Here is a 26,003-nt window from a genome sequence, read left to right on the forward strand (position 1 = left end):
GGCCACAGCCTAGCCCAGATCGATCATCCGTTGCACGCTGCGGCGCGCGCGTTCGGCCACTGCGGGGTCAACGATCACTTCTTCGCGGACGTAAAGCAGGCTGTCGAGGATTTTCGGCAGCGTGATGCGCTTCATATGCGGGCAGAAGTTGCACGGCCGCACGAATTCGACGTCCGGCGTTTCGGCGGCGACATTGTCGGCCATCGAGCATTCGGTGACGAGCAGCACGCGGGCCGGCTTCCTATTGCGCACGAAATCGATCATCGCCGCCGTCGAGCCGGCGAAATCTGAGACCTCGATCACCTCGCGCGGACATTCCGGATGCGCGAGCACCTGCACGCCTGGATGATCGGCGCGATAGTTCTCGATCTCTTCGGCGGTGAAGCGCTCATGCACCTCGCAAGCGCCGCTCCAAGCGATGATTTCCACCTTCGTCTGCGTGGCGACGTTCTGCGCCAGATAGCGGTCGGGAACCATGATCACGCGCTCGGCGCCCAGGCTCTCGACGACCTTTACCGCGTTCGACGACGTGCAGCAGATGTCGACCTCCGCTTTCACGTCGGCTGAGGTGTTGACATAGGCGACGATCGGCACGCCGGGATATTGTTTGCGCAGCGCGCGCACATCGGCGCCAGTAATCGACTCCGCAAGCGAGCAGCCCGCCTTCATGTCCGGGGTGAGCACGACCTTGTTCGGATTGAGCAGCTTCGACGTTTCGGCCATGAAATGCACGCCGCCTTGAACGATGATGTCGGCGTCGGATTTCGCGGCAAGTTTGGCGAGCTGCAGGCTGTCGCCGATGTGATCGGCGACGCAGTGGTAGATCTCCGGCGTCATGTAATTATGCGCAAGGATGGTGGCGTTGCGCACATGTTTGAGATCGTTGATGGCCTTCACGTAAGGGGCGTGGAATGGCCATTCGACGGGCGGGATGACTCGCGCCACGCGCTCGTAAAGATGAGCGGTCGCGGCTTGAACCTCCGGCGTCCATTCCAGATCAGGGCGTGGCAGCACGGGGAAGCGGCCGCGAGGGCCAACGCCAAGGGCGCTCGCCGGAGGCTCGCGCCTCGCGCTCGGCGCGCTTCGAACGTCGCTGGTCAAGAGTGTCATTGTTTGGCGCCTCACGCTTATACTCATAGTGAGTATAAGTAGCCCCCAATAAATCTCCGAGACGGATCCCCGCTCGGAGCGCTCAAGCTTCCAAGATTAAGCCGCGGACGAGGATCTCGCAACTTCGTCGCGCAAGACATGTGCTCGGCACGAGTATATGTCAAGGGAAGGATCGGCGAGGGGATCGTTCTGGCTTCCGCTGATGGCGCTTTCGGCGCTGGTCAAAGCTGCTATAGACGGCGCATGCAATCAGGGGCGACGCCAGCTTCTTTCCCGCACCGCCACCTTCTCGGCATTGAAGGATTGACCCGTCCTGACATCGTCACCCTCCTCGACATGGCCGAGGAGGCGATCGAAGTGTCGCGGCGGGTCGATAAGAAGCGTTCGAGTTTGCGCGGGCGGACGCAAATCAATCTGTTCTACGAATCGTCAACGCGCACCCAGGCGTCCTTCGAGATCGCCGGCAAGCGTCTAGGCGCCGACGTGATGAACATGTCGGTCGCACGCTCCTCGGAGTCGAAAGGCGAGACGCTGATCGACACGGCGGTGACGCTGAACGCCATGCGGCCGGATATCATCGTCGTTCGCCATGCGCATGCAGGCGCGGCGCATCTTCTGGCGCGCAAGGTCGACTGTTCCGTCGTCAACGCCGGCGACGGCGCGCATGAACATCCCACGCAGGCGCTGCTCGACGCCCTGACGATCAGGCGTAACAAGGGCCGCATCGAAGGGCTGACGATCGCGATCTGCGGCGACATTCTCCATTCGCGCGTCGCGCGCTCAAACATTCTGCTGCTTGGCGCGCTTGGCGCCCGGGTGCGCGTCGTCGGGCCTTCGACGCTTGCGCCGGACAGTCTGTCGCGGCTGGGCGTCGAAGTGTTTCACGACATGCGGCGCGGACTTGAGGCCGCCGACATCGTCATGATGCTGCGCCTTCAGCGCGAGCGCATGGCCGGCGCGCTGACGCCGAGCGCCCGCGAATATTTTCACTTCTTCGGGCTGGACGAAGAGAAGCTGGCCTATGCGGCGCCCGATGCGCTGGTCATGCATCCCGGGCCGATGAATCGCGGCGTGGAAATCGACACCGCCGTCGCCGACAGCCCGCGCTCGCTTATCCGCGAACAGGTCGAGATGGGCGTTGCGGTGCGCATGGCGGTGCTTGAAGCGCTCGCGCAGCACCTGCCAAATGTGTAAGCTTCTCCAAAATCAATGATCGTAGGGGAGTAGAAATGATCAAGCTCATCCGCTTTGTTGGGCTCATCATCCAGTCAATCTTGATCGAGTTTTTGCACGTCTTCGGGCTCGTGGCGTTTCTTCTCGCCGCGGCGCTCGGCTATTTCCGGCTGCCGTCCTGGCTCGTGCCAATCGTCGGCATTGTCTGCGGCATCATCGCCGACAAATTCATTGACCAGACGGAAGTCATCGCCCTTCTCGAACGGGCGGCGTCCGCCAATCAGCGCGGCGGCTTCCTGGTGATCGTTTACATCGTCATTGTCGCCGTCGGCTATGTCACAGGCGCTTATGCGCGCGGGGCGGTGCATCGCCGCAAGATCGCGCAGGCGACGCCGAGCCCCGTGGCGAAGCCGCAGGCCGCGAGCGCGGCGACCAAGCAGCCGCAAAAGCGCAAACGCAGCTGACCGCCTTAGAGCAGGTTCTCACGGTTGACAGCTTTTTCGATGAGAACCTGCTCCACCATTTTGATTTGAACGATGCCTTATCGATCACATGACTCTATGTGATCGATAAGCGCTCCGGGCTTTCGGCGCGTTTCGTCACAGCCCTTCGAACAGCGCCGTCGAGAGATAGCGCTCGGCGAAGGACGGGATGATCAAAACGATATTCTTGCCCTCGGCCTCGGGGCGGCCGGCGATCTCCAAGGCGGCGGCGACGGCGGCGCCCGATGAGATGCCGCCGGGAATTCCCTCCACCCTGGCGAGCAGCCGCGCCGTCTCGAACGCCGTTTGATTGCCGATGGTGATGATCTCGTCGATGACGCTGCGATCAAGGATGGGCGGCACGAAGCCCGCGCCGATGCCCTGAATCTTGTGGGGACCGGGCGGACGTCCGGAAAGCACGGCGGAATCTTCGGGCTCCACAGCGACGACTCTCAAGCCGGGCCGGCGCGCCTTCAGCGTTTGGCCGACGCCCGTGATCGTGCCGCCGGTGCCAACGCCCGACACGAAATAGTCGACCTCGCCGTTCGTGTCGTTCCAGATTTCCTCCGCCGTCGTCACGCGGTGAATATCGGGGTTGGCCGGGTTCTCGAACTGTTGGGGAATAACGGCGTCGGGATTTTGGGCGGCGAGTTCGCTGGCCTTGGCGAGGGCCCCTTTCATCCCCTGCGAGGCGGGGGTGAGCACAAGCTCGGCGCCGAGCAGCGCCAGCATCTTGCGCCGCTCGATCGACATCGATTCCGGCATGATGAGAATGAGTCGATAGCCGCGCGCGGCGGCGACGAAGGCGAGCGCGATGCCGGTGTTGCCCGACGTCGGTTCGATCAGCACCGTTTTCCCCGGCGTGATCTTGCCGCTCGCCTCGAGCGATTCGATCATGCTGACGCCGATGCGGTCTTTGACGCTCGCGATTGGGTTGAAGAATTCGAGCTTGGCGAGGAGATTCGCCTTTACGCCGCGCTCTCGCGCGAACCGATCGAGCCGGACGAGCGGCGTATCGCCGATCGTCTGTGTGATGGAATCATAGATTCGGCCTCGGCCAGGTTTGGCCGGCGGCGTGAAGCTCGGTGCTGCCTGCGACATGTTTCGCCCCCAGGGAAAGAAGAATGAGGTCTAGATCGAGAGTTTGATTCCGACCAGTGCCATGACGCTGGCAAGGGCGGGCCGCAGATAGCGGTCGGGCACTCGAGCAGCGAAATGGGCGCCAATGGCGATGCCTGGAAGAGACCCGATGAGGAGCGAAAGCAGCAGCAACCAGTCGACGCCGCCCATCAACCAGTGCCCGAAGCCGGCGATCAGCGTCAGCGGCACGGCGTGGGCGATATCGGAGCCGATAAGACGCGCGGTCGGCGTGTGCGAATACAGCGCCAGCAGCACCGTCATGCCGATCGCCCCGGCGCCAACCGAAGAGATCGAGACCAGCACGCCGAGAATAACGCCGAGAGTCGCCGTCAGCCATAGCAAGCGCCGGTCGCTCATGTCGTTCGTGTGTCTTGCGATGTGATCGAGGATCCACCGACGGAAGAGAATCGAGAAGGCGGTCAGCAGCAGCGCGAATCCAAGCGCCGAAGTGATGAGCCCATTGGCCGCATGACCGCCAGACTTGCCGAGCCAAGAGAGGACGAGAAGACTCGCGACGCTCGCAGGCACGCTGCCATAGGCGAGACGGCGGGTGATGCGCCAGTCGACGGTGCCGTGCAGGGCATGAACGAGCGTGCCATTCGTCTTGGTTACGGCGGCGTAAAGCAGGTCGGTGCCAACGGCGGTCGTCGGTGGCACGCCAAAAACCAGCATCAGAATCGGCGTCATCAGCGAACCGCCGCCGACGCCCGTGAAGCCGACAAGCGCGCCAACGAAGAAGCCAGAAGCGGAATAAAGGAGATTGATCGCGCTGAGCGCGTCCAAAAAGGCGGGCATTTCTTTCTTTCGTCGGCAGTGCTAATTCAACTCTATAAATCTAGTCAACTTTGTCAAATCTGACGCGCCACAGTTTGGGAAAAGATGAACATGCCGGTCGACTGCAGTAGTATGCCGGCGCAAAAGGGCGTCCGGTCGGGACCTAGGCCCTAAAGGTCAAAACGGGAAATGCTGACAAAGAAAGCCAAATACGGCCTCAAGGCCATGGTTCACCTCGCGGGGGTACGGCCGGGAGAAACCGCTTTGGTCGCGGAAATCGCCGCCTCCAACCAAATTCCGAAAAAGTTTCTCGACGCAATTTTGGGCGAACTGCGCAATGCCGGCTTCGTCCATTCGAAAAAAGGCAAGGGCGGCGGCTATATGTTGGCGCGGCCTCCTTCAGACATTGGCGTTGGCAATATCGTGCGCGCGCTCGACGGACCGCTGGCGCCCATCCAATGCGCAAGTAAAACCGTGTATCGTCGTTGCGACGACTGCACGGACGAGACGCGATGCGCGGTTCGCCTGGTCATGCTGCGGGCGCGAGAGGCGATCGCCGAAGTGCTCGACAAGACGTCGCTTGAGCAGATGCGCGAATTGGGCGAGAGCGGCGACGGCGTCCGTCTGCTCGTCGGTGGGGAAGCTGCGCGCCAAGCCATGGACATGGCGTGAGCCGGCTCCTATAAAACGCTGGCGGCAGATTCTTTTCTTGCGCCGCAGCATTTCCTCCAAGGGACCGGCGCAAGGCCGGAAAGCGAATGTTGGACAGGGTGGCGCAAGTGACGAAGACGGGCGAGGCGACAGCGATTTTGCGCCACACCATGGTCGAACGCCAGCTTCGTCCGTTCGATGTGACCGATGTGCCTTTGCTTGAGCGCTTCCTCGAGACGCCGCGCGAGATTTTCCTGCCGGATTCACTCTCCTCGCTCGCCTATTCGGATATGGCGATCTCCGTAAAGGGCGCCAGCGGACGCAAACGCAACCTGCTGCCGCCGCTCGTGTTGGCCCGGATGCTTCAAAGCGCCGATGTCAAAGCGACGGATAGGGTGCTCGATATCGGGGGCGTGGGATACTCGTCCGCACTGCTCTCTGGCCTCGCCGACAAGGTGGTCGCGCTGGAATGCGATTCCGGTCTGGCCGCCCGCGCCAAGACTGGCCTGGCGGCCCTGGGCTGCGACAACGTGCAATTTGAGCTGGGGCCTTTGGAAAAGGGCTTCGCCGGCGGCGCCCCCTACAACGTCATCATTATTCAAGGCCGCGTTCAGTCAGGACTCGAGGCGTTGTTCGAACAGCTGACGCCCGATGGTCGGCTGCTGGCGATCGTCACGCCGGAGACGCGCGCCGGCCAGCAGGTCGTACGCTTTGAGCGCCAGGACGGCCGTTCGGCGGGCGAACTGCCGTTGTTCTCGGCGACGGCGCCGGTGCTCGATGGCTTCGAACAGGCGCCCGCCTTCAACCTCTAGCGCCGCCATTTCGCCTTAATCGCGTTCCTAGCGTAGCGTTCGGGTGTCATCGTCGAGACTGATCGCTGCCGTAGATTGGCGTGCACGTCGACGCGCGAAGATAGGTTGAGGACAATGAGAATCGACGGGTTTGGCCTCGGGTGGCGGCGGTCGGCCAACGTCCTGTCCTGCACGTCCGCCGCATTGGCGCTTGCAGCGGTCGCTCTTTCGCCGGGCCGGGCCTCTGCGGAGAGCCTGAGGTCAGCTCTGGCGCGGGCCTATTACGGCAATCCGGATCTCAACCAGAGCCGCGCCAATGTGCGGGTGCGCGACGAAGACGCGCCGAAAGCAAAATCGGGCCTGCGACCGAAAGCCAGCATCACCGCACAGGCTGGCGCGCAATATGCGGCGATCAAGATTCCCTTTGGCGGCAGCAGCAGCCAGCAGGCCGGCGCCGCGGCCGGCGGGAGCGGCGATTTTCAGGACACTTACGTGGGTTACCCACGCGGCGCGACTCTGAACATGTCGCAGACGCTGTTCGACGGCTTCCGCACTGAAAACTCCGTGCGCCAGGCGGAATCGGGCGTCTTCGCGGCGCGCTCCACCATGCGCCTGACCGAGCAGGCGACCCTTCAGAACGGCGCAACCGCCTATATGAACGTGCTGCGCGACACGGCGGTGGTGTCGCTGCGCAAGAACAACATTTCGGTGCTGGAGGAACAGCTCAAGCAGAGCCGCGACCGTTTCCAGGTCGGCGAAGTGACTCGAACCGACGTCTCCCAGGCGGAAGCCTCGGTCGCGCTGGCGCGTTCGGAATTCTATGCCGCGCAGGCGCAGCTCAAGAACAGCATGGCGAACTACCGCCAAATCATCGGCGCTGAGCCAAAACACCTTGAACCGGGGCGCAGCCTCGAGCCGTTGTTGCCCAAATCTTTGGAGCAGGCGATCGCCATCGCATTGGTGGAGCATCCCGGCGTGACCGCGGCCTTTCACCAGGTGGACGCAGCGGCGCTCGCGGTCAAGGTCGCGGAAGGCGCGCTGGCGCCCAATCTCTCCGTCAACGGCCAGGTGTCAAATCAATATGACTCGTTTCTCGGCTTGCCGGGATCGAAGCAGTTCACCGCTTCAGCGACAGCGCAGTTGAATGTCCCGCTCTATCAGGGCGGCGTCGAATATGCCTCAGTTCGCCAAGCCAAGGAGCAACTCGGCCAGGCGCGGCTAAATGCCGATGTTCAGCGCGAGAGCGTCCGCGCGAGCGTCGTTTCGAGCTATGGGCTCCTCGACACCGCCAAGGCGTCGATTATCTCTGGGCAGGCGGCGGTGAAGGCGGCGGAGACCGCGCTCGCCGGGGTGCGCGAAGAGGCCAAAGTCGGGCAACGCACCACCCTCGATGTGTTGAACGCGCAGCAGTCGCTGCTCAACGCCAGGGTCAACCTCGTCACGTCGCAGCGCGATCGGGTCGTCGCCTCTTATGCGGCGCTGGGGTCGATCGGACGCTTGTCGGCGCAAGAACTCGACCTCGCGGTCGCGCTCTATGACCCGAGCGTTCATCTCAATCAGGTGCACGACCTGTGGTTCGGTCTCGACACGCCCGACGGCCGATAAGAATTTCGCGAATGCGGGTGACATCATAGCGCGAAAAGTGTGGAATTCGTTCGGACCGAGTTGATTCGCGGATTTCGCGCGATCAGAGATCCGATCCACCCTCATGCGCGGCCTTTCCCCGCAAAGCGGCAGAACTCCATGAGCGCAGCGAACGCATCCGCCCCGTCGCACTCGTTGCAGGACGAGGCGCGCGCGAACGAGCCGTCGATGGAGGAAATACTCGCTTCCATCCGTCGTATCATCGCCGACGACGACAGCCTGCCCGAGGCGCGTCGCGATGATCGCCGGCGTGCGCGCGACATCGACGCGGCGCGCAGCGCCTATCCGGCGCCCGTGCTTGAGCGACGCGAGGACGAACCGCCGTTGTCGCTCCTCGATCACGACCTGGACGACGACTTGCGCGATGGGATCGAGGACGCAGGGGAGGTTCGGCTGGTGTATGTCGCCGGCGAGGCCGCTGGGCAAGAGACGGGAGCCGAACTGTCGGAGGGCCAAGAGTCCTCGGAGGTTGAACGCGTGGCTGAGCACGAAGAGGCGGGCATGGAGATCAGCGATGTTGCGCCGGTCGTTGAGAGGGCGTTGCTGTCGGATGAATCCGCTGTAACGGTCGCGTCAAAATTTCAAGCGCTCGCCGCTGGCGTAGCGTTCAGCGAGACCGACATTCTTGACAGATGCGCAAAAGAATTGCTGCAGCCGATGATGCAGCAATGGCTCGAGGCCAATCTGCCGTCGCTCGTGGAGCAGCTGGTGCGCGCCGAAATCGAACGGATCGCCAGGCCTGCAAACCGTCTTGCGGCTTCGGCGCGGAAACCCAGTCAGCCTTAACGACGCTTTAAACGGGTCGCAGCTATCCTCGCGGCCATGCATCGGCTTCGAGTCATGATTCATACGCTCGTCCTCCCGCTTAGCCTCTACACAGTGGCTGGCGTCTTGGCCGCCTATTTCATCTGGCATGGCGTTAACGGCCAGCGCGGGCTGAAGATTGGTGAAGAATACGAGCAGAAGCTCGATCAGCTGCGTCTGGAGCGCAACCTGCTCAAGCTTCAACGCATGCATTGGGAAAGTCGCCTGGCGCTCATCAAGGGCGAGACCGTAGACGCCGACATCCTCGACGAGGAGGCGCGCAAGCGACTGGGGCGGGCGCACAAGAACGACGTCGTGATCTTTTTGCCGGCGCCGGGCGCGCCCTAACCTCGGCGCGGCGAGAAACGCGCCTGTAAGCCGGGCGGTCCGGCGCAGTCGACAAGGTCCCGGGAGATCAGATCTTCAAGATGGGCGAGGGCGGTCATCGCCGCCGCGACGTGGAGACGTTTGTCGACGCCTTCGTAAATGTGGGCGACGATCTCAGCGATCGTTTCGTCCCCCAATTCGAGACGCTGAAGAATGGCGGCCTCGCGCGCGCGCCGGTGATGAAGCAGGGCGCGCAGGAAACGCTGGGGATCGTGCACCGGTTCGCCGTGCCCCGGCCAATAGATGCGGTCACCGCGCCCGCGCAGCCGTTCGAGCGACGCCATATAGGCCCCCATGGAGCCGTCCGGCGGCGCGATCACGGTGGTCGCCCAGGCCATCACATGGTCGCCAGTGAAGAGCGCCTGCTCCTTCGCGAGCGCGAAGCAAAGATGGTTCGCCGTATGACCCGGCGTCGCCACGGCCACGAGTGAAGCGTCGCCGATTTCGAGCGTGTCGCCGTCTCTCAGCACGATATCCGGCGCGTAGGTCCGATCGTGGGCTGCGTCGAGGTTGGGGGCGCCGTGATGTCCCGCCTCGCCGGGCGTGTAGGAAGCGCAACCGGCGATTATTGCGCCCGTCGCCTCCTTCAAGGCGCGCGCCGCCGGCGAGTGGTCGCGATGCGTATGGGTCACCAGCACGTAACGCAGTCTTTCGCCGCCGATGCTTGCAAGCAGCGCCCCGATGTGACGCGGGTCGTCAGGTCCGGGGTCGATGATCGCCACATCGCCGTTTCCGACGAGGTAGCTGCATGTTCCTGTGAAGGTGAATGGACCGGGGTTTGGCGCGAGCGCGCGTCGCGTCAGCGCCGACAGGCGCGCCGAAACGGCTGGGTGTGTTCCGGCTTGAATGACGGCGCCCTCATCGCGACCGAGGGGCCGCAAGTCATCATAAGGTGTCGGAGGCGCGCTCGAAAGAGCGGCGCGGCGGTGGGACGTCCCAGCGCCACGCCGCGCAGATTACATCGGGAAAAGGGAGTTCTGACGCTGCAGCTCGGATTGCAGAGCGTAGCCTTTTTTTCCGCCGTAGTTCACCTTGCACCAAGTCGTCTCGCCCCAGCCATAAACGCAGGAGCCGATGTTGACCGTCGTGTTCTCGGGGATGCTGCCGAGGATCTTGTAGTTGACCCCCGGGCCTTTGTAGATGGCGACATCGTTGTTGGTGGTCACCGGCGCGACGACGACATTGTTGCCTTGCGTGCCGAGCACGCCCGCGGCGACGAAGCCCTTCATGTCGCCGGCCTGAATCTGGCACCAGTCGCGCTTCCAGCCGCCGCCACAATCGAGCACCGTGACGTCGACGCCGGCGGGCAGTTGGCCGATCACGGGCCACTTGGGGCTCGGGCCGGACCGGACGTTTGCGGCGCTGGTCAGCGGGCTGGCAAAAGCGGAAGCGCCGAACAGAACGGCAGTCGCCGCAGCGAATCCGATAATTTTCTTCATTTCTATCCTCCCCAGATGAAAACTTGGCCGATTAGCAAGGCCCGTTTCCGAAGACTAACGAAACCGGAGCGAAACGGTTCCGCCCAAGACCGCAGTCCTCGAAACACACATATTCCTACGCCTGGCTTTAGCAAAGCGAAAGGCCGAGCTGTGCGCCGACCAAATTCCATTAGAGTTATCGATCGCGCTCTGGGGCAGGGCAAAAGATCATGGCAAGGCAAAAAAGAAGCGGCTTCGCCTGCCGGTTAAGGAAGACTCAGCCGCCAAGTTTCTCACGCGCGAACTCGAAACGCACGCTTCCGAGCCGGACGCGCGTGCGCGCGACGCCCGGCCCGAAATTCTGCTAGAGCGCGCTGCGAAAAAGTGGGAACCGGTTTTTCGCGTAGAGCGCGCTCTAAAATTTGGGAATCGATCACGTTATCTGCATTTGGGAGATTCCGCCCAAATGCAGCGTGATCTAGTCGAACACCGAGCCCAGCGCGACGCCAAGCAGGCCGACGACGACCGCCGCCGGCAGGATGGCGTAACTGCCCATCAGCAGCGCGCCGATCACGCCGCCGATCGCCGCGGCGATCGCGCCGCCGACGATCTTGCCGGTGTTGCTCTCAGGTTTTTCCGTCGCCGAACCGCCGGCGTTCTGCATCGCCTCTTTCGACATGGCATCCTCGCGAGACATCACTGATCGCCGCATCCAGGCGTCGGTAGCAAAGTCATGTGAGAGCGTGATGAGAGTTTCGTGAAGGCCGCGTCACCCGGGCGCCACTTTAGGTTCACACGCGCGGTCGTCGCGGCGTTTCGGAACCAATGCCGTAAGGCCTTAGGATACGAGCCCGCGCACCACCAGCACCGAGCATTGCGCGTGATTGACGATGGTCGTTGCGTTGGAGCCAATGAGAAAACGGTCCATGCCCGGCCGATGCGAGCACAGCACGATGAGATCGGCGCCCCAGTCCTCGGCCTCGGCCAAGACCTTTTGATAAACGGGGCCGAACAGCAGCGTCGTGGACACGCGTTCGGGCGCGCAGTCGATCTTGGCGGCGACCGCCGCTATTTCCTTCTCCAAGCCGCGACGCACCTGAACGCTAAAATTTTCAGGCACGTAGTCGAGAAATGAGATGGGCAGGAGCGATTGGACGTTGACGACGCGCAACTCGCTTTCGAACGTCTTCGCCAGCGCCTGTGCGACGGCGATCGCCCGGTCAGTCATCTGAGCTTCGGTGAGATCAATCGGCAGCAGAATTTTGCGATACATCGGCGCGCTCCGGGAGATTCTCACCGGATATGGCGCGGGACCCGCTCGAAACAATGATGAGGCGGCGCGCGGACCGCGGGCGCTGTCTGTGGCGATCGCGAGCCGTTCGCAATCCATCGATCGGGTGGTGGAGCTGCGGGGAATCGAACCCCGGACCTCTGCAGTGCGATTGCAGCGCTCTCCCATCTGAGCTACAGCCCCGCTCCGGCGCGTGGGGTACACGGGGGGCGATAACCTGTCAATCGGGTTGGCGTCGCCAAGCGCTTGCCATCGCGATTTCCTGTCGCATAATGCTTAGATTGACTGCTGAAGCTGCGCTCGGCAAAGGCTAAGCCAGCCGCGCCCATTAGGCGCTTGAAAGAATTTTTTGATTGCGGACGTCTTGCGTTCCGATTCTCGGCCAATTCGCCGGGCCACGCGAGACTTTTTTTAATATTGGCGCCGCACGGCGCAAAACTAATTTTGGAGTAGCGTTATGTCTGAAGACGATAAAAAGAGCCCCGCGGGGTTAGGCTCGAATGGCGCTATTGTCGTCGCTCTATTCGCTACTGGCGCCTACTTCTATGCGCAGCAAGCGCCCTTCACAGTGTTACGCCCGCCGCCGATGGAATCGCGCATCGAGGAAAAGTTTCATTCGGAGGACGTTGAGGCGCGGCTGTGGCAGGATCCGTTTGACGCCGTCGCCCGGCAAATCAAGAAGGTAGATCCCGACGAAAGGAAGGAATGCGAGGACGCGTGGACAAAGAAAGCGTCGACAATTCCGCTGCATTGCCGGTCGCCGCTCGCCGATGATAGGGGAAATTTTCGTTCCGAACTCGAGAGCGCGCGCATCATCGCGGTGACTGCGCCGGGCGCCTCCTATTTCGAGGACAGCGAAACGCGTCGCCGATTGCGATATGCCGTACTTAGCGGCTTCCATCTAGAAGGTTACGAACCCCGCAACGAGCAGCATATTGGATATTTTCGGCCTCGCGACCATGAAATGAAAGGATTTCCGGTCGCCGTTCCCTACGAATGGTTTGATCAGGACAAACAAAAATCCAAACGGATACTTCTGCTGTGGATCGATGAGGATGTTTTGTCCGACACTCACGATCCGCTGAAAAGAATCTCGGCATTTAAGACAATGCTCTGCGCATCAGCATCCGCCGCCCAATGCGCTGCAATAAGCTATCAAGTGTTAGGCCCATACTCTTCCGATGTTCTTCGGCAGCTCGCCTTAGCAAAGGCTCGTAAGCCCGAGGTGGTGAAAGCGGCGCCACCGAACCGAAGCAGAACAAGAATCGCATCGCTGTCGCCCGTAACCAACCGGTCGGAAAGCGGCGGGATGCCCGAGGACGCTCAGTTCTACGTGTTCGGGGCGACAGTAAGCGACGAGCAGCTAGGAATCAGGAGCTATTACGAGCGACTCTTCCGCGTGAACGGCCAGGACGATGCATTGGCGCGGGCTATTACAGCTGAATTGAACCAGAGAGGCGTTAATCCCGGTTCCGCCGGCTTTCAAAATGGCCGCAAGGGACAGCAGATCGTATTGATCTCAGACCGTGACAGTCTCTACGGACGCTCCATGATAAACGCGCTCGCTCGAGAGCTGCAGTGTCCGGGGATTTTCGGGAGAGATACTCAAAAGTGCTTAGAAGAAATTGCAAGAAACGGGGCGCCAGATTGGATTTACACCAAGACTTATCATCGGGGCCTCGACGGGATGCTGCCGACGACGAGCACCGGCGGCAATTCGAAAGGGGAGGACGCGGAAAAGAGGAGCGGAAACGAGAGTTCAAAGGCGAAAGAGGACACCAAGGCGCTTGAGCGTCCTTTCGGGCAAGACCAGTTCGATTATCTGCGCAGGCTGGCGGCTAGCCTCAAAGAGAAGGACGAGGAGCTCCGAGCCCAGGAAAAGGAAGGAATCGTGGCGATCGGGGTGCTCGGCAATGACGTGTTCGACAAGCTCCTCGTTCTACGCGCGCTTAAACCACTTTTCCCTGAGGCGGTGTTTTTCACGACCGACTACGATGCTGCGCTCGCCGGGCAGGAAGAGCTGCAGTGGACTCGCAATCTCATTATCGCCTCGAGCTACGGACCCACGCTGTCCGAAGAACTCCAGCAGGATATCCCGCCATTCCGATCGACTTATCAGACGGCCGCTTTTCTTGCAGCCCGTGTGGCCGCGCAAGAAGAGGATGCCAAGGAGAATAGCGAACTGCGCAAGAAAATACGCGACGGCATTTCCCACCCACGAATGTTCGAAATTGACAGGCGTGGGGGAGTTGTCCCGTTGCCTACGAAAGTCGAGGTGAGCGGCGAAGCGCAGCGGGCAAGCGATGCAATCCATCCGACGATACCGTCATTGTATACTAAACTTTCGACCAAAAGCACTGTTGGGATCGTTGGGATACTGGCGCTCCTGACAGTCGTGATCTCGGCATTCTATTGGAACAAGATGGTCTTTCCATTTCTTCGTGCGACCTGCATCGGCCTCGCAGCGATACTGGTGCTCGGAGCTGGGGTGATCGCGAGATGGGATTACTTCGCGGAGGCGGCCACTGAGCATGGCTTGGGCGAGCCGCTAGCCTGGACTCAGGGGATCAGCGTTTGGCCTTCGATCGCGCTACGGGTCATCGCCGCAATACTCGCATTTTGTTTGATCTTCGATGCTTGGCGGGAGCTTCAGGCCAATCTTACGCAGGTCAATGCGAGATTCTTCGGACCCGCAGATGAAGCACACAAAAAGTCCGCTTCTAGCCGGCGAGGACCGTTCTCGGTCACCTGGGATAAGCTCTCCTATCATCTGCCCGAAATCGAGGATGGGAATGGAAGAGTTCACATCAGCCAGATCTGGAACGCCTACCTGGCGAAAAGCGGAGTCTGGCCAATCGTATATCGCATAGCCGTGTACGTGATTTTGATGCTGATGCTGTTCACGTTTCTGTCGTTCATCTTCGGGACGCCAAACGTGCCATGGCGGGGCGAACTGCGTAAAGTATATTATGACGTCACGACGCCTGTCGTGTTTCTCATGTTGATATTGATTTTCTTGGTTGTCGATTCCACGCTGCTTTGCCTGCAATTCGTGAACGCCCTGCGAAAACATAAGACACTCTGGCCGCCGGAGACGCATCAGACTTTCGAGAAGAAGCTCGAACTCAAAGATCCCTTGCTCGATGAATGGATCGACCTTAATTTCATCGCGAGTCGCACGAATTGCATTAGCAAGCTGATCTATTTCCCCTTCGCGATTTTTGCGTTGATGATCATGTCCCGGAGCACCGCTTTCGCCGAATTCGCGTTGAGCGTGCCAATTCTTGCAACGCAAATCGTCGGGTTCATCATCATTTTTGGGTGCGCCATGGCGCTTTGCTTTAGCGCCGAAAAGGCGCGAGAGACGGCAAAGTCCCGGCTGACGAAGCGGCTTGTTGCGGTTAAGGCCGCGGACGATTCCGAAAAGAAGGTCTCCCAGCTCGAAACGCTTCTCAAGCTCGTCGATGGATTACGTCAAGGCTCGTTCGTGCCGCTTTCGCAGCAGCCGCCCATTCGCGCGCTGCTTCTGCCGATCGGCGGACTCGGCTGGACGGCGCTACTCGACTACCGGCTCCTGCCGGGACTGTAGCGGGGCAGGCTTCGGGGAGGGCGCCGGCCAAGGATTGCCGCGGCGCGGCAGGGAGGCTAGACAGGGCGGAACCTCATCCGCTGGAAGCCGGTCATGTCCTACGCTATGGTCAAACTTCTTCTCACGATCATCGATATTTACTGGTGGATTCTGCTCGCCACGGTGGTCGTGTCCTGGCTCACGGCCTTCGACGTCATCAATATGCGCTCGAACGTCGCCTATTCGATCTGGAAATGGCTGAACGCCATGACTGAGCCGCTGCTGGGACCGATCCGTTCGGTGCTGCCCAGCGTCGGCGGATTAGACATCTCCCCGCTCATTCTGCTGCTGCTCATGCAGTTCCTGCGCGATCTCATCGCCAACAGCGCCGGCGCCTACGCGCTTGGATGAAGGAGGCGCGGAGAAAGCATCCTCCGCCTGGGCGATCGAATCGGGGGGCGTCGCCGTTTACGTGCGGCTGACGCCGAAAGGCGGACGCGACGCCGTCGAAGGCGTGGAGACTCTCGCCGACGGCCGCAGCGTCCTGAAGGCACGGGTGCGCGCCGCGCCGGAGAACGGCCGGGCGAATGCGGCGCTGATCGCGCTGATCGCCTCGACGCTAAGAACCCCTAAAAGCGCGGTTTCGATCCGCGCCGGCGCGACCAGCCGCGTCAAAACAGTTTTCGTTGCGGGCGCGCCCGCGCTTTATCTAGATGCGCTGGCGAAGCTGGCGCCAACAAACGGTTAGGACATGAGCAAGTCGAAGATCAATGTCGGCAATTTTTTCGAAGACTTTAAAATCGGCCAGGTCATTCGCCACGCGGCGCCGCGGACGGTCACGGTCGGCGAGGTCGCACTGTATACGGCGCTGTATTTGCCGCGCTTCGCCGTGCAGTCCTCGACCGCTTTCGCGCAGGCGATCGGCTATGAGCGCGCGCCGATCGACGATCTGCTTGTATTTCATCTCGTGCTCGGCAAGACCGTGCCCGACGTCTCGCTCAACGCCATCGCCAATCTCGGCTACGCCGATTTCAAATTTCTGATCCCCGTCTACCCGGGCGACACGTTGTCGGCGACCTCGGAAGTCATCGGCCTTAAGGAAAATTCCAACAAGGAAACCGGCGTCGTCTATGTGCGCACGACGGGCGCCAATCAGCGCGGCGAGACCGTGCTGAGCTATGCGCGCTGGGTAATGGTGAAAAAGCGCGACAGGGACGCCCCTGTGGGACCGGAGGTCGTGCCCGATCTGCCGAAGTCCGTCGCCCCTTCCGAACTTGGCAAGGCGGCGCCGGCGATCAATGTCGGCGCCTATGACAAGGCGCTCGCCGGCTCCCGCTATTTTTGGGGGGATTACGAAGAGGGCGAGAAAATCGACCATATCGACGGCATGACGGTCGAGGAGGCGGAGCACCAACTCGCGACCCGGCTCTACCAGAACAACTCGAAAGTTCATTTTAATCAGTACTATGAGGCGCAGGGTCGTTTTGGCAAGCGCATCATCTACGGCGGCCATGTGATTTCCCTCGCCCGGGCCTTGTCCTTCAACGGCCTGGAGAACGTCTTCCATATCTCGGCCGTGAACGGCGGACGCCACGTCAACCCGCTGTTCGCCGGAGGCACGGTCTTCGCCTGGTCGGAGGTTCTGGAGAAGGCGGAGATCCCCGGGCGCCAGGATATCGGCGCGTTGCGCCTGCGGCTCGTTGCAACCAAGGACAAGCCCTGCGCCTATTTCCCGCTCCACGGCGCGGACGGCAAGCCCGATCCGGCGGTGCTGCTTGATCTTGATTATTGGGGCGTGCTGCCGCGATGAATCAGCTATGATCGCCGTCGTATCAAGGATGTTGGGGAGATTGGTCGAATGAACAGAACTTTGCTTGTTGCGCTCTCATTCTGCATGGCCATCGCGGTCGCCCATCCTGTCCGCGCGGAAACCGCCGCGCCCGACAGCAAGGTCGTCGTGCCTATGGAAGCGTTGCCGCGTTATGGCTCGCTGGTTTCCGCTTGGTACAAAAAGCCAGTCTACGATTTGAACGATAAGAAGGTCGGCGTGATCACCGACATGCTGTTTTCAGGCGGCGAGATCAACGCCGTCATGCTCGACGTCGGCGGCTTTCTCGGCATCGGCGCGAAGCACGTCGCCATTCCGGCCAACGACATCACGGTCACAGAAAAGAACAACAAGACTTGGCTGACCATCAACACGACAAAGGAGATCGTGAAGAAGGCGACCGGCTACAAATATGATGCGGCCGAACACGCCTGGAAGGTGAAGTAGCAAGGGCGCGGCGCCGATAGCTCGCCGTCCGGCTGCCGCTCGTTCCAAAAAAGGATCTTTTCTAATGCTGAAACGCGTCTTCGTCACAGCCTCGCTCGCTCTTGCCGCTTTTGCGCCGCTACCGGCCCGCGCGCAAAGCGCCCAAACCGAAACCGTTGTGGTCGTTCCGCTCGAAAGGCTGCCGGTCTACGGTTCGGTGGTCTCCGCCTGGTACAAGCAGCCGGTCTATGATCCCAATGAAAAGAAGCTCGGCTCGATTGCGGACATGTTGTTTTCCGCCGACGGCTCCATAAACGCCGTCATGCTGAACGTCGGCGGCTTTCTCGGGCTCGGCGTGAAGCATATTGCGATTCCCGTATCCGCGATCACCATCACTCAGAAAAACAACAAGAGCTGGCTGACGCTGAACACGACGAAGGACCTGCTGAAGAAGGCCCTCGCGTATAAGTTCGACAAAGCGACCGGTCTGTGGGACCCGATTTGATCCGCTGAACTGTTTCCAGACGCGCGCGGCGGGGTGTCCTTCTTTTGGATATCTGCCGTGAAGCTTGGAACATCGATCTTCGATGCTTGTTCTAGGCACACACACGAACGCCGTTCGTGTGGCGCTAACAACATGACCGGAGACAGCCATGCTCAAGTCCTACCTCCTCGCAGGCGCGCTTATCGCGACGCTGTCAGGCGCGGCTTTGGCCGAGCAGATGAATCGCACGACTGACCGTCCCGCCGGGGCGATGGACCGCTCCACGACCGGGACGATGGATCGTTCGACCACGGGGGCGGCGGGTCGGCCGGATTTCCTGACCACGCTTCCGCAGAATGCGCTGCTGGTCTCGAATATCCATGACCAGAACGTGTACGATCCGCAGGAGAACAAAATCGGCGAAGTGAAGGATCTCGTGCTGGATCGCGGCGGCAAAGTCACCGCGGCTATCATCTCAGTCGGCGGATTCCTTGGCATGGGCGAAAAAGACATCGCCGTCGCCTTCAGCGATCTCCGCGCCACTGAGCGCAACAACAAATGGTGGCTGACGATTAACGCCACGAAGGACGAGCTGAAGAACGCAACGGGCTTCCGCTTCGACAAGAACAAGGGCCTTTGGACCCTCGGCAGCAAGTAAACGCCGCCGGCCTGTTTGACGCTAGCCTCGCCGCCCTGCGGCGAGGTTTTCTCACATACGCGCCGGCAGCTTGTCCTCGTCGGCAAGATTGGAGAAGCGTGTCACCTCAGCCTCGAAGGCGAGCTGCACCGTCCCTGTCGGACCGTGACGCTGCTTGCCGATGATCGCTTCGGCGCGGCCATGCGCGCGCTCCATCTCCGCCATCCATTGAATGTGTTCTTCGGTGCCTTCGCGCGGCTCACGGTTACGCAGATAATATTCTTCGCGATAGACGAAGATGACGACGTCGGCGTCCTGCTCGATCGAGCCTGACTCGCGCAGATCGGAAAGCTGCGGCCGCTTATCGTCCCGGTTCTCGACCTGGCGAGAGAGCTGCGACAGCGCGATGATCGGTACGTTGAGCTCTTTGGAAAGCGCCTTGAGGCCGGTCGTGATTTCCGTGAGTTCCTGCACGCGATTTTCATTGCGGGAACGCGAACCGGCGAGCAGTTGGAGATAGTCCACGACGAGCAGGTCCAGGCCTTTCTGGCGTTTGAGGCGCCGCGCCCGTGCGGTGAGTTGCGCGATCGAGATGCCGCCGCTCTGATCGATGTAGAAGGGAATGCTCTGCATTTCCCGTGCGGCGTCGGCGATGCGGCGAAAATCGTCCTCATTGATGTCGCCGCGGCGGATCTTGTAGCTCGGCACGCCCGATTGCTCGGCGATGACGCGCGTCGCCAATTGCTCGGCCGACATTTCCAAAGAGAAGAAGCCGACGATGCCGCCATCGATCGTCTTATGCGTTCCGTCGGGCTCAGCTTCGAATTGATAGGCGCGTGCAACATTGAAGGCGATGTTCGTCGCGAGAGCGGTCTTGCCCATGCCCGGTCGCCCGGCGACGATGATGAGGTCGGATTTTTGCAGACCGCCCATCTTTTCGTCGAGGTCGAGCAGGCCCGTGGCGACGCCGGACAAATGCCCGTCGCGCATATAGGCGCTGCTCGCCATGTCGAGCGCAGTGGTGAGCGCTTCGGCAAATCGCTGAAAGCCGCCGTCATAGCGTCCCGTCTCGGCGATCGAATAGAGCTGCCGTTCGGCTTCTTCGATCTGCGCGCGCGGCGGCGAATCGATCGGCGAATCATAGGCCGTGTTGACGATGTCCTGCCCGATGACGATGAGATCCCGGCGAACCGCGAGATCGTGAACGGTGCGGCCATAGTCTTCGGCGTTGATGATCGTCGTCGCTTCGGCGGCGAGTCGGGCAAGATAGGCCTGGATCGTCACGCCGGCCGGAAGCTCGATGTCGGCGAGAAACGTCTTCAGCGTCACGACGGTCGCGAGCTTGCCGGCGCGAATGAGCTGCGCCGCGATTTCATAGATGCGGCGGTGCAAGTCCTCGGAAAAATGCTCGGGCTTCAGGAAGTCCGAGACTCTGTCGAAAGCGTCATTGTTGACGAGAATCGCGCCGAGCAGCGCTTGCTCGGCCTCGATATTGTGTGGCGGCGCGCGATAGGCAGGCGCGTCCGGCTGCGCGACCTGAAACGCGCGCCGGCCCGCCAATTGTTCGATTGGTGGCATCGATGATCGGACTTGTTTGAGACTGTTCCGGGCTGCGAACGCGACGCGCGAGCCTGAGACGCGGTTAACAATACATTAACGCGTCGGCGCCGCCAGAGGCTTTTGTCCGCCGCGGCGAGAAGCGAGTCTTATTCACACGGAGAAAAAAGATTCGTTCGGCGCGTGCCCGACTGCTCTTGCATTGAACAGAGAATCAGAGATCGGCCCGGAAAACGAAACCGGCGGCCAAAAGGCCGCCGGCGATGGCGTTCGCATTACGGGAGATCACATCTCGACGTCGCCGGCTTCCGCAAGAGCCGCGCCGACTTCCAGGCCAAGATCGTCCATCGACGTCTCTTCCCGGATCGTAGCGCTTTCGCCGCGCGCCTGCCGCTCGGCCTCTTCTTCCGAACGGGCCACGTTGATCGTGATCTTCACATCGACTTCCGGATGCAAATGCACGGGCGTCTGATGAAGGCCGAGAGTCTTGATGGGGTGCACCAGGACGATCTGATCGCGATTGACCGAGAAACCGCCCGCGGTCGCCGCCTCGGCGATATCTCGCGCCGAAACCGAGCCATAGAGCTGGCCGCTCTCGCCCGCCTGGCGAATGATATTGAAGCTTTGTCCGTTGAGCTTTTCGGCGACGGCTTCGGCTTCTTTCTTAGCCTCGAGATTGCGCGCTTCAATCTGCGCCCGCTGTGTCTCGAAATGCTTCTTGTTGTTTTCCGTCGCCCGCAGCGCCTTGCCGCGCGCCAGCAGGAAATTGCGGGCGTAGCCGTCGCGCACGCGCACGGTCTCGCCCATCTGGCCGAGCTTGGCCACGCGTTCCAGCAGAATGACGTCCATCTTTGCTATTTCTCCGAGATTGCGGGCTATGTCGAGAAAAACCGGGCGAAAGTCAATCCGGTTTTTGCATCGCGGTGGGCCCGGCGTCCGTCTTTCGGGCGCGATAGTTGAAGATCAGGTCGGCGACGCCGAGTGCGGCGAAAAACAGGAGTGGCCACCCCAAAAATCCGAGGGTGAAATAGATGACCGCCAGCACCAGGGCGCTCGAGCGCGAACCGCGCAGGTAGATATGCGCGACGGCGAGCCCTTGGAACGCAAGGAGCAATCCCATGGTCGTCGCCAGCACCAGTCCAATCGCGCCGGCGAGGCCCTGGAAGAAGACCAGGGCGATTCCGCTCAGAAAGAGGCCGCCCACCGGCTTGGGCAGGCGGAATTCATTGGCGATGTCCGGCCAGGGGCGGCTGAGCAGCTTGGATGCTTGCGCAATCCTTGCGGCGAGCCACAAATTGATAACGTGGATCAGCAGGCCATATCCGGCAAGAAAGGCGGGGATGGCGCGCGCGACGGACCCTGAAAGCGTCGTCGGATCGATCTTATCGCCAAGCTCGCGCTCTTTCACCATCATGTCGAGCAGGATGAAAGCGCGCGCCCGGATCGGATTTAGCGCTTCGTCGAGCGACCCGAACGTGAGGGTGGCGACAATCAGCCAGAGAATGATCGCCGTCGCCAGAAAGGTCGCTGGCGCGAGCGCCGACCAGGCCGGCAGATAACGCGTCAGCCTGTTCCGGCCGCCGCGGGGCGCCCCGAGCGCCGCGTACACAGCTGACCACGCCGGCGCAGCGATCAGCAGCGCATAGCCCATGCCGATCACCGGATGCGGCCAGAAAATCAGGATGATCGTGGCGAGGATTGCCGACGTCGCGCCGTGGATCAGGCCAAAGGCGAAGGCGACGATCATAATCGGCAGGGGCGCAAGATGCGCCAAGAGGAGCCCGCCGACCCCGCCGCGCGCGACGACGGCGAAGATCACGGCCGCTGCGACGCCGCCGAGAATCGACACGGCGAAATTCGGCCAGGAGAGGGCGTTCTTGTCGGACAAAATTGGGTTCCGCTGACGGCGCGTCGCGCATGGGCGCATGACGCGAAAGGCGCCGGGACCGTCGACGCCCATGGGTTTTAGGAGGTCGCAGCCCAAAGGGCAAGGCGGCGCAGCCGTTGGCAAATTTCCGGCAAATTTCCTGTCGTCGCGCCGCGCCTCTTGCGCGCGCCGCGCTCGAACAAATCGCGCGTGGGAAAGTTACTTCTCCAGACATCGAGGCGGGCGGCGGTTCGCCGGTCAGGAGAAAGACAATGAAGCTCATCAGATACGCTTGGGCCGCGTTCCTCGCCGCCGGGCTAAGCTTTTGCTCTGCGACGGCCGGGCTGGCTCATCATCAGTTCCTCGTCGAGTCCTTCCCTGCCTCGAAACAGCGGGTTGTTAAGCCAGTGCGTCAGATTAAGCTGGTGTTTGAGGGCAAGGCTGACGCCGTCATTTCGACGATAACGCTCAAGAGCAGAAACGGCCTGGTGATCGCCAAAGCGATCCAGAAACAAGCCTCCAAAGAGTTGATCCTCGACACGCCGGTTCTGCAGCCCGGACTCTATGAAGTCGACTACCGTGTGCTCGCGACGGATGGAACGATTGTCGAGGGCGCGTTTCCCTTCATCGTCGAGCCTTCCCTCTCGGCCTAAGGCTGGCGCAACTCCGGACCGGGACGGCCGGAGAGCGCCCGCCATGTCCCGGCAAGGCCAAGGCCAACGGTGATGGCGAGGGTCGCGAGCGAGATCAGCGCCGTTGTCCAGGGCAGGAAGGCGAAATCGATTTTCATGAGGATCGTCGTCATCGCGTAGGCGGCGGCGGATCCGGCGGCCACCGCGATCAAGGAGGCGGCGAGGCCGACCAGCCCAAATTCCAGAGCGTAGGCTGAGGCGAGCCAGAGGCGGGTCGCGCCGAGCGTCTTGAGCACCACCGAGTCATGCAGCCTTGCGCGTTGGCCGCTCGCGAGCGCGCTCGCTAGCGCCAGCACCGCCGTGACGATGGCGAGTCCCGCCGCGGCGCGCGCGGCCAGCGCCAACTGTCCGGCGATCTTGTCTATCGCGGCGAGCGCATCCTTGACCCGCACCGAAACGATGCTCGGAAAGCGTTTCGCCGCCTCGCGCGCGAGCCGCGCGTCTTTTGCGTCGCGGGCCGCCACGGATGGCGCGCCGTAAGCCACGGTGAAGAGCTCGGTGTAGGGCGCCCCGGCAAAAACATTGGGCGAAAACACCATGATGAAATTGATCGCGTAACTGCGCCAATCCACCCGGCGCATATTGGCGACCTTCGCCGTTATCTCCCTGCCGAGCACATTGACTCGAATCGAGTCGCCAACGGTCAGACCCAATCCTTCGGCGACCTTCTGCTCCAGCGATACGAGCGGCGGACCGACGTAATTGGCCGGCCACCATTCGCCTTCGGCGAGCGCGGAGTTTGCCGGAATTGTGGAGGAAAACGTCACGCCCCGGTCGCCCTCGAGCGCCCATTTGGCGTCGTCCGCCACCGCGGTCTTGTCGATAGACGCGTCTTTCACGGCGACGATGCGGCCCCGCATCATCGGCACGTGTTCAATGCGGGCGCCGGGCGCCTCGGCAGAGAGGAAATCAACAAACGCCTCAGTTTGCGCCTTCGGCACGTCGATGAAGAAGAAGTTGGGGATTTCTCCGGCGTCCGCCCGCGCCAACTCGTTGTGAATCGCGCCTTCAACCAGCGCGAGCGAAATGAGCAGCGTTTGCGTCAGGCCGATGGAGATCATCAGCGCCGGCGTCAGGCTTTTCGGCCGCCAGATGTTGGCGAGCGCGAATCGCAGCCGCGCGTCACGCAAACGGGGAAGGCTGCGGGCCAGCCGCATGGCGACCCAGGCCGCGCCGCGCAGCAGGGCGAAGGCCGCGACAGCGGCGGCGACATAGGCCGCGCCGAGCTTCACGTCAAAGGACGTGGCCATGACCAGCGCGGCGAGCGCAATCGCCGCGGCCCCTGCGCCAGCGCGGTAGCGTGCGAGAGTCGCGCCCCGTGGGTCGTCGCGCAGCAGCGCCGCTACGGGAATTTCATGCGCGCGGCCCAGAGGAACGAGTGCAAAGATCAGGACGACGAGCAGCCCGTACAGAGCCCCATAGAGCGCGCCTTGCGCGTCGAGCGACGCTGATACGGGGAGATCGGCGAGATCGCGCAGCGCTTGCGCCGCTCCCCAGGGAATCGCCGCGCCGACGACGAGTCCCAGCAGGATAGCCAAAGACGCCGCCGCCAAAACCTCAGCGAGCGCGATCTTGAAGACCCGAGACCCCTCGGCGCCGAGCGCCTTGAGAATCGCGAATTGCGCGCGCTTGCGCTCGACGAAGCCCTGTACGGCGTTCGCGACGCCGGCGCCGCCGGCGACAAGGGCGGTGAGCGCGACGAGGGTGAGCAGTTGGGCGAACCGGTCGAGATTGCGCGAGAACTGCGGCGAGACGGCGTCCCGCGTGCGCGACTCCCATCCGGCTTGCGGAAAGGCGTTCGCAGCGTCGGCGGCGAACGCCTTGAGGTCGGCGTCGGCGCCCCCGTGCAGCGTGACGCGGATGACATGCCGCACGATGGAGCCCGGCGTCGCCAGTTCCGCGCCTGAGAGCGCCGCGCGCGTCATCATGACGCGCGGCCCGAAGCCAATGCCGCCCGCGAGCTTGTCGGGTTCGCTGCGCAGAATTGCGCGCAGCGTGAAGCGCGAAACGCCGATCATCACGGTCTCGCCGAGCTTGGCGTCGAGGCGTGCGAGCAGCATCGGATCGACCGCGACGCCCGGCAGCCCGTCTCGCACCTCAAGCGCCTCGGACAAAGCCATGTCGGGATCGAGCGCGACCTCGCCGAACGTTGGGTAAGTCGCCGGATCGACGGCTTTGATCTCCACCAGCGCGGCCTCGCCGTCGTCGCGCCGGGCCATCGCCCGCATCAGCGAAATTTCGGAAAGCCGCCCGCGCGCCTCGAAGAAGGCGCGTTGCTCCGGCGAAAACTCCCGCGAGACGAGGCTGAAGGAGGCGTCGCCGCCCAATATGGTTCGGCCCTCCCGCGCAAGTCCCTGCGCCAGCGAGCGGGAAAGCCCGGACACGCCGGAGATCGCGGCGACGCCGATGACGATGCAGGCGATGAAGACCCCAAAGCCGCGCGGGTCGCCGAGCAGGTCGCGCAGGGCGAAGCGCAAGGCGAAGGGCAGGGCGGCGAAGCGCACCGGCTTCATGACGGCGCCCGCTCGCTCGCCTCGATGCGGCCCGAGCGCAGCAGAACGCGTCGGCTGCAGCGTGCGGCGAGCGCCGCATCATGGGTGACGAGCACAAGCGTCGCGCCGCGGCGCCGTTGCTGCGCGAAAATAAGTTCAATCACGGCGGCCCCGGTTTCCGAATCGAGATTGCCCGTGGGCTCGTCCGCCGCGAGGATCAGCGGGTCGGGCGCAAGCGCCCGGGCGAGCGCCACCCTCTGCTGTTCGCCTCCCGAAAGCTGAGCTGGATAGTGGGCCAGGCGCTCAGCGAGCCCGACCGCCGCAAGCTCGGCCTCGGCGCGTTCGAAAGCGTCTGATTTTCCGGCGAGTTCAAGTGGAATGGCGACGTTCTCCAGCGCCGTCATGGTGGGGATCAGCTGGAAAGACTGGAAGACGATCCCTATGTTTTCTCCGCGGAAACGCGCGAGCGCGTCTTCCGAAAGGGCGCCAAGATCGCGCCCGTCAATCCTGACGCTTCCGGCGTCAGGTCGCTCCAGTCCGGCGAGGGTCATGAGCAACGTCGATTTGCCCGAGCCGGACGGTCCCAGAAGAGCGACGGTTTCGCCCTGGTCTACGCTCAGGCTGACAGACTTGAGCACATGCACGCGGGCGGCGCCTTCGCCGAGCGTGAGATCGACGCCTTCCACTTCGATGACTTGTCGCAGCACGGAGCAAAACCTTGAATGATGCGCCGCATTCGACGCCCGCAGTCCAGTCGCCTTATTGCGCTTTCCGCCGTTCTCTCCAA

At 62.1% G+C, this 26,003-nt stretch carries 27 protein-coding genes and 1 tRNA gene; 15 read left to right on the forward strand and 13 right to left on the reverse strand.

Annotated elements, in window-relative coordinates:
• Positions 1-9: 9 nt before the first annotated feature.
• A complete protein-coding gene (nadA, locus tag ACPS74_RS01440) occupies positions 10-1,110 on the reverse strand; it encodes a quinolinate synthase NadA (RefSeq protein ID WP_029648189.1) in 1,101 nt (366 codons plus the stop codon).
• 243 nt (positions 1,111-1,353) lie between these two features.
• Between nadA and ACPS74_RS01445 the strand changes: the two genes are divergently transcribed.
• Entirely contained in the window at positions 1,354-2,304 is a 951-nt protein-coding gene (locus tag ACPS74_RS01445; RefSeq protein WP_018408422.1) for an aspartate carbamoyltransferase catalytic subunit, read from the forward strand.
• A 35-nt stretch (positions 2,305-2,339) separates the two neighbouring features.
• Entirely contained in the window at positions 2,340-2,747 is a 408-nt protein-coding gene (locus tag ACPS74_RS01450) for a hypothetical protein (RefSeq protein WP_029648188.1), read from the forward strand.
• 135 nt (positions 2,748-2,882) lie between these two features.
• Here the strand turns inward: ACPS74_RS01450 and cysK are convergent, their stop codons facing one another.
• Together cysK and ACPS74_RS01460 are read right to left on the reverse strand one after the other, a co-directional pair.
• Complete coding sequence (gene cysK / locus ACPS74_RS01455; protein WP_018408420.1) at positions 2,883-3,866, reverse strand: cysteine synthase A; 984 nt, start codon at positions 3,864-3,866, stop codon at positions 2,883-2,885.
• A 30-nt stretch (positions 3,867-3,896) separates the two neighbouring features.
• On the reverse strand, positions 3,897-4,700 hold the full coding sequence (locus ACPS74_RS01460) for a sulfite exporter TauE/SafE family protein (protein WP_029648187.1): 804 nt from the start codon (positions 4,698-4,700) through the stop codon (positions 3,897-3,899).
• A gap of 168 nt (positions 4,701-4,868) precedes the next feature.
• Here ACPS74_RS01460 and ACPS74_RS01465 point away from each other — a divergent pair, with 168 nt between their 5' ends.
• From ACPS74_RS01465 to ACPS74_RS01485, 5 genes are all read left to right on the forward strand, one after another.
• Positions 4,869-5,351 (forward strand): RrF2 family transcriptional regulator, encoded by a 483-nt coding sequence (locus tag ACPS74_RS01465; RefSeq protein ID WP_029648186.1) that lies wholly within the window; start codon positions 4,869-4,871, stop codon positions 5,349-5,351.
• Positions 5,352-5,437: 86 nt separating this feature from the next.
• Positions 5,438-6,142, forward strand: coding sequence for a protein-L-isoaspartate O-methyltransferase family protein (locus tag ACPS74_RS01470; RefSeq protein ID WP_029648185.1), 705 nt, complete (start codon positions 5,438-5,440; stop codon positions 6,140-6,142).
• 114 nt (positions 6,143-6,256) lie between these two features.
• Entirely contained in the window at positions 6,257-7,726 is a 1,470-nt protein-coding gene (locus ACPS74_RS01475; RefSeq protein ID WP_029648184.1) for a TolC family outer membrane protein, read from the forward strand.
• 138 nt (positions 7,727-7,864) lie between these two features.
• The gene (locus ACPS74_RS01480; protein WP_244471392.1) at positions 7,865-8,551 is read left to right on the forward strand and encodes a DUF2497 domain-containing protein; all 687 of its coding nucleotides are present in this window, start codon (positions 7,865-7,867) and stop codon (positions 8,549-8,551) included.
• A gap of 105 nt (positions 8,552-8,656) precedes the next feature.
• Complete coding sequence (locus ACPS74_RS01485) at positions 8,657-8,917, forward strand: FtsB family cell division protein (RefSeq protein WP_239754504.1); 261 nt, start codon at positions 8,657-8,659, stop codon at positions 8,915-8,917.
• On the opposite strand, the gene ACPS74_RS01490 is transcribed toward ACPS74_RS01485, so the two are convergent.
• From ACPS74_RS01490 to ACPS74_RS01510, 5 genes are all read right to left on the reverse strand, one after another.
• Positions 8,914-9,837 (reverse strand): MBL fold metallo-hydrolase, encoded by a 924-nt coding sequence (locus ACPS74_RS01490; protein ID WP_029648181.1) that lies wholly within the window; start codon positions 9,835-9,837, stop codon positions 8,914-8,916. The genes ACPS74_RS01485 and ACPS74_RS01490 overlap by 4 nt on opposite strands.
• Before the next feature lie 75 nt (positions 9,838-9,912).
• Complete coding sequence (locus ACPS74_RS01495; RefSeq protein ID WP_018408412.1) at positions 9,913-10,395, reverse strand: SH3 domain-containing protein; 483 nt, start codon at positions 10,393-10,395, stop codon at positions 9,913-9,915.
• 457 nt (positions 10,396-10,852) lie between these two features.
• Entirely contained in the window at positions 10,853-11,071 is a 219-nt protein-coding gene (locus tag ACPS74_RS01500; protein WP_018408411.1) for a hypothetical protein, read from the reverse strand.
• 141 nt (positions 11,072-11,212) lie between these two features.
• A complete protein-coding gene (locus ACPS74_RS01505; RefSeq protein WP_029651271.1) occupies positions 11,213-11,647 on the reverse strand; it encodes a universal stress protein in 435 nt (144 codons plus the stop codon).
• Between the two features lie 125 nt (positions 11,648-11,772).
• Positions 11,773-11,848 (reverse strand) — tRNA-Ala (locus ACPS74_RS01510).
• A gap of 274 nt (positions 11,849-12,122) precedes the next feature.
• Between ACPS74_RS01510 and ACPS74_RS01515 the strand changes: the two genes are divergently transcribed.
• From ACPS74_RS01515 to ACPS74_RS01545, 7 genes are all read left to right on the forward strand, one after another.
• The gene (locus tag ACPS74_RS01515; RefSeq protein WP_157055269.1) at positions 12,123-15,254 is read left to right on the forward strand and encodes a hypothetical protein; all 3,132 of its coding nucleotides are present in this window, start codon (positions 12,123-12,125) and stop codon (positions 15,252-15,254) included.
• A gap of 93 nt (positions 15,255-15,347) precedes the next feature.
• Complete coding sequence (locus ACPS74_RS01520; protein ID WP_026222972.1) at positions 15,348-15,644, forward strand: YggT family protein; 297 nt, start codon at positions 15,348-15,350, stop codon at positions 15,642-15,644.
• Positions 15,637-15,981: a DUF167 family protein gene (locus tag ACPS74_RS01525; protein ID WP_029651273.1), complete on the forward strand. Its 345-nt coding sequence runs from the start codon at positions 15,637-15,639 to the stop codon at positions 15,979-15,981. Before ACPS74_RS01520 ends, ACPS74_RS01525 begins: the two co-directional genes overlap by 8 nt.
• Before the next feature lie 3 nt (positions 15,982-15,984).
• Positions 15,985-17,043: a MaoC family dehydratase gene (locus ACPS74_RS01530; RefSeq protein WP_029651274.1), complete on the forward strand. Its 1,059-nt coding sequence runs from the start codon at positions 15,985-15,987 to the stop codon at positions 17,041-17,043.
• A 48-nt stretch (positions 17,044-17,091) separates the two neighbouring features.
• Positions 17,092-17,508, forward strand: a complete 417-nt coding sequence (locus ACPS74_RS01535; protein ID WP_029651275.1) for a PRC-barrel domain-containing protein — start codon at positions 17,092-17,094, stop codon at positions 17,506-17,508.
• 64 nt (positions 17,509-17,572) lie between these two features.
• Positions 17,573-17,992: a PRC-barrel domain-containing protein gene (locus ACPS74_RS01540; RefSeq protein WP_029651276.1), complete on the forward strand. Its 420-nt coding sequence runs from the start codon at positions 17,573-17,575 to the stop codon at positions 17,990-17,992.
• A gap of 148 nt (positions 17,993-18,140) precedes the next feature.
• Positions 18,141-18,629 carry a PRC-barrel domain-containing protein gene (locus ACPS74_RS01545; protein ID WP_029651277.1) on the forward strand — a complete coding sequence of 163 codons (489 nt, stop codon included), beginning with the start codon at positions 18,141-18,143 and terminating at the stop codon, positions 18,627-18,629.
• Between the two features lie 51 nt (positions 18,630-18,680).
• On the opposite strand, the gene ACPS74_RS01550 is transcribed toward ACPS74_RS01545, so the two are convergent.
• The 3 genes from ACPS74_RS01550 to ACPS74_RS01560 form a co-directional block, all read right to left on the reverse strand.
• Positions 18,681-20,186, reverse strand: coding sequence for a replicative DNA helicase (locus ACPS74_RS01550; RefSeq protein ID WP_029651278.1), 1,506 nt, complete (start codon positions 20,184-20,186; stop codon positions 18,681-18,683).
• Between the two features lie 264 nt (positions 20,187-20,450).
• The gene (gene rplI / locus ACPS74_RS01555; protein WP_029651279.1) at positions 20,451-21,014 is read right to left on the reverse strand and encodes a 50S ribosomal protein L9; all 564 of its coding nucleotides are present in this window, start codon (positions 21,012-21,014) and stop codon (positions 20,451-20,453) included.
• A gap of 52 nt (positions 21,015-21,066) precedes the next feature.
• Complete coding sequence (locus tag ACPS74_RS01560) at positions 21,067-22,053, reverse strand: DUF2232 domain-containing protein (protein WP_239754502.1); 987 nt, start codon at positions 22,051-22,053, stop codon at positions 21,067-21,069.
• A 251-nt stretch (positions 22,054-22,304) separates the two neighbouring features.
• Here ACPS74_RS01560 and ACPS74_RS01565 point away from each other — a divergent pair, with 251 nt between their 5' ends.
• The gene (locus ACPS74_RS01565; protein WP_029651281.1) at positions 22,305-22,685 is read left to right on the forward strand and encodes a copper resistance CopC family protein; all 381 of its coding nucleotides are present in this window, start codon (positions 22,305-22,307) and stop codon (positions 22,683-22,685) included.
• Here the strand turns inward: ACPS74_RS01565 and ACPS74_RS01570 are convergent.
• Positions 22,682-25,237, reverse strand: a complete 2,556-nt coding sequence (locus ACPS74_RS01570; RefSeq protein ID WP_029651282.1) for an ABC transporter permease — start codon at positions 25,235-25,237, stop codon at positions 22,682-22,684. The two genes, ACPS74_RS01565 and ACPS74_RS01570, sit on opposite strands and share 4 nt — an antisense overlap.
• Positions 25,234-25,923, reverse strand: a complete 690-nt coding sequence (locus tag ACPS74_RS01575; protein WP_029651283.1) for an ABC transporter ATP-binding protein — start codon at positions 25,921-25,923, stop codon at positions 25,234-25,236. The genes ACPS74_RS01570 and ACPS74_RS01575 overlap by 4 nt, the downstream gene beginning before the upstream one ends.
• Positions 25,924-26,003 lie beyond the last annotated feature (80 nt).

Origin of the sequence: Methylocystis sp. SB2 (assembly GCF_049817085.1) — a bacterium.
GTDB classification, from domain to species: domain Bacteria; phylum Pseudomonadota; class Alphaproteobacteria; order Rhizobiales; family Beijerinckiaceae; genus Methylocystis; species Methylocystis rosea.

What these genes read in the sequence shown, in the direction of transcription:
- ACPS74_RS01505 (WP_029651271.1), bottom strand. Translation starts at nt 11,647, where the DNA reads ATGTATCGCAAAATTCTGCTGCCGATTGATCTCACCGAAGCTCAGATG.
- ACPS74_RS01465 (WP_029648186.1), top strand. Translation starts at nt 4,869, where the DNA reads ATGCTGACAAAGAAAGCCAAATACGGCCTCAAGGCCATGGTTCACCTC.
- ACPS74_RS01495 (WP_018408412.1), bottom strand. Translation starts at nt 10,395, where the DNA reads ATGAAGAAAATTATCGGATTCGCTGCGGCGACTGCCGTTCTGTTCGGC.
- ACPS74_RS01535 (WP_029651275.1), top strand. Translation starts at nt 17,092, where the DNA reads ATGAACAGAACTTTGCTTGTTGCGCTCTCATTCTGCATGGCCATCGCG.
- ACPS74_RS01480 (WP_244471392.1), top strand. Translation starts at nt 7,865, where the DNA reads ATGAGCGCAGCGAACGCATCCGCCCCGTCGCACTCGTTGCAGGACGAG.
- ACPS74_RS01520 (WP_026222972.1), top strand. Translation starts at nt 15,348, where the DNA reads ATGTCCTACGCTATGGTCAAACTTCTTCTCACGATCATCGATATTTAC.
- ACPS74_RS01570 (WP_029651282.1), bottom strand. Translation starts at nt 25,237, where the DNA reads ATGAAGCCGGTGCGCTTCGCCGCCCTGCCCTTCGCCTTGCGCTTCGCC.
- ACPS74_RS01460 (WP_029648187.1), bottom strand. Translation starts at nt 4,700, where the DNA reads ATGCCCGCCTTTTTGGACGCGCTCAGCGCGATCAATCTCCTTTATTCC.
- ACPS74_RS01500 (WP_018408411.1), bottom strand. Translation starts at nt 11,071, where the DNA reads ATGTCTCGCGAGGATGCCATGTCGAAAGAGGCGATGCAGAACGCCGGC.
- ACPS74_RS01470 (WP_029648185.1), top strand. Translation starts at nt 5,438, where the DNA reads ATGTTGGACAGGGTGGCGCAAGTGACGAAGACGGGCGAGGCGACAGCG.
- ACPS74_RS01475 (WP_029648184.1), top strand. Translation starts at nt 6,257, where the DNA reads ATGAGAATCGACGGGTTTGGCCTCGGGTGGCGGCGGTCGGCCAACGTC.
- ACPS74_RS01565 (WP_029651281.1), top strand. Translation starts at nt 22,305, where the DNA reads ATGAAGCTCATCAGATACGCTTGGGCCGCGTTCCTCGCCGCCGGGCTA.
- ACPS74_RS01450 (WP_029648188.1), top strand. Translation starts at nt 2,340, where the DNA reads ATGATCAAGCTCATCCGCTTTGTTGGGCTCATCATCCAGTCAATCTTG.
- ACPS74_RS01540 (WP_029651276.1), top strand. Translation starts at nt 17,573, where the DNA reads ATGCTGAAACGCGTCTTCGTCACAGCCTCGCTCGCTCTTGCCGCTTTT.
- rplI (WP_029651279.1), bottom strand. Translation starts at nt 21,014, where the DNA reads ATGGACGTCATTCTGCTGGAACGCGTGGCCAAGCTCGGCCAGATGGGC.
- ACPS74_RS01545 (WP_029651277.1), top strand. Translation starts at nt 18,141, where the DNA reads ATGCTCAAGTCCTACCTCCTCGCAGGCGCGCTTATCGCGACGCTGTCA.
- ACPS74_RS01515 (WP_157055269.1), top strand. Translation starts at nt 12,123, where the DNA reads ATGTCTGAAGACGATAAAAAGAGCCCCGCGGGGTTAGGCTCGAATGGC.
- nadA (WP_029648189.1), bottom strand. Translation starts at nt 1,110, where the DNA reads ATGACACTCTTGACCAGCGACGTTCGAAGCGCGCCGAGCGCGAGGCGC.
- ACPS74_RS01445 (WP_018408422.1), top strand. Translation starts at nt 1,354, where the DNA reads ATGCAATCAGGGGCGACGCCAGCTTCTTTCCCGCACCGCCACCTTCTC.
- ACPS74_RS01550 (WP_029651278.1), bottom strand. Translation starts at nt 20,186, where the DNA reads ATGCCACCAATCGAACAATTGGCGGGCCGGCGCGCGTTTCAGGTCGCG.
- ACPS74_RS01530 (WP_029651274.1), top strand. Translation starts at nt 15,985, where the DNA reads ATGAGCAAGTCGAAGATCAATGTCGGCAATTTTTTCGAAGACTTTAAA.
- cysK (WP_018408420.1), bottom strand. Translation starts at nt 3,866, where the DNA reads ATGTCGCAGGCAGCACCGAGCTTCACGCCGCCGGCCAAACCTGGCCGA.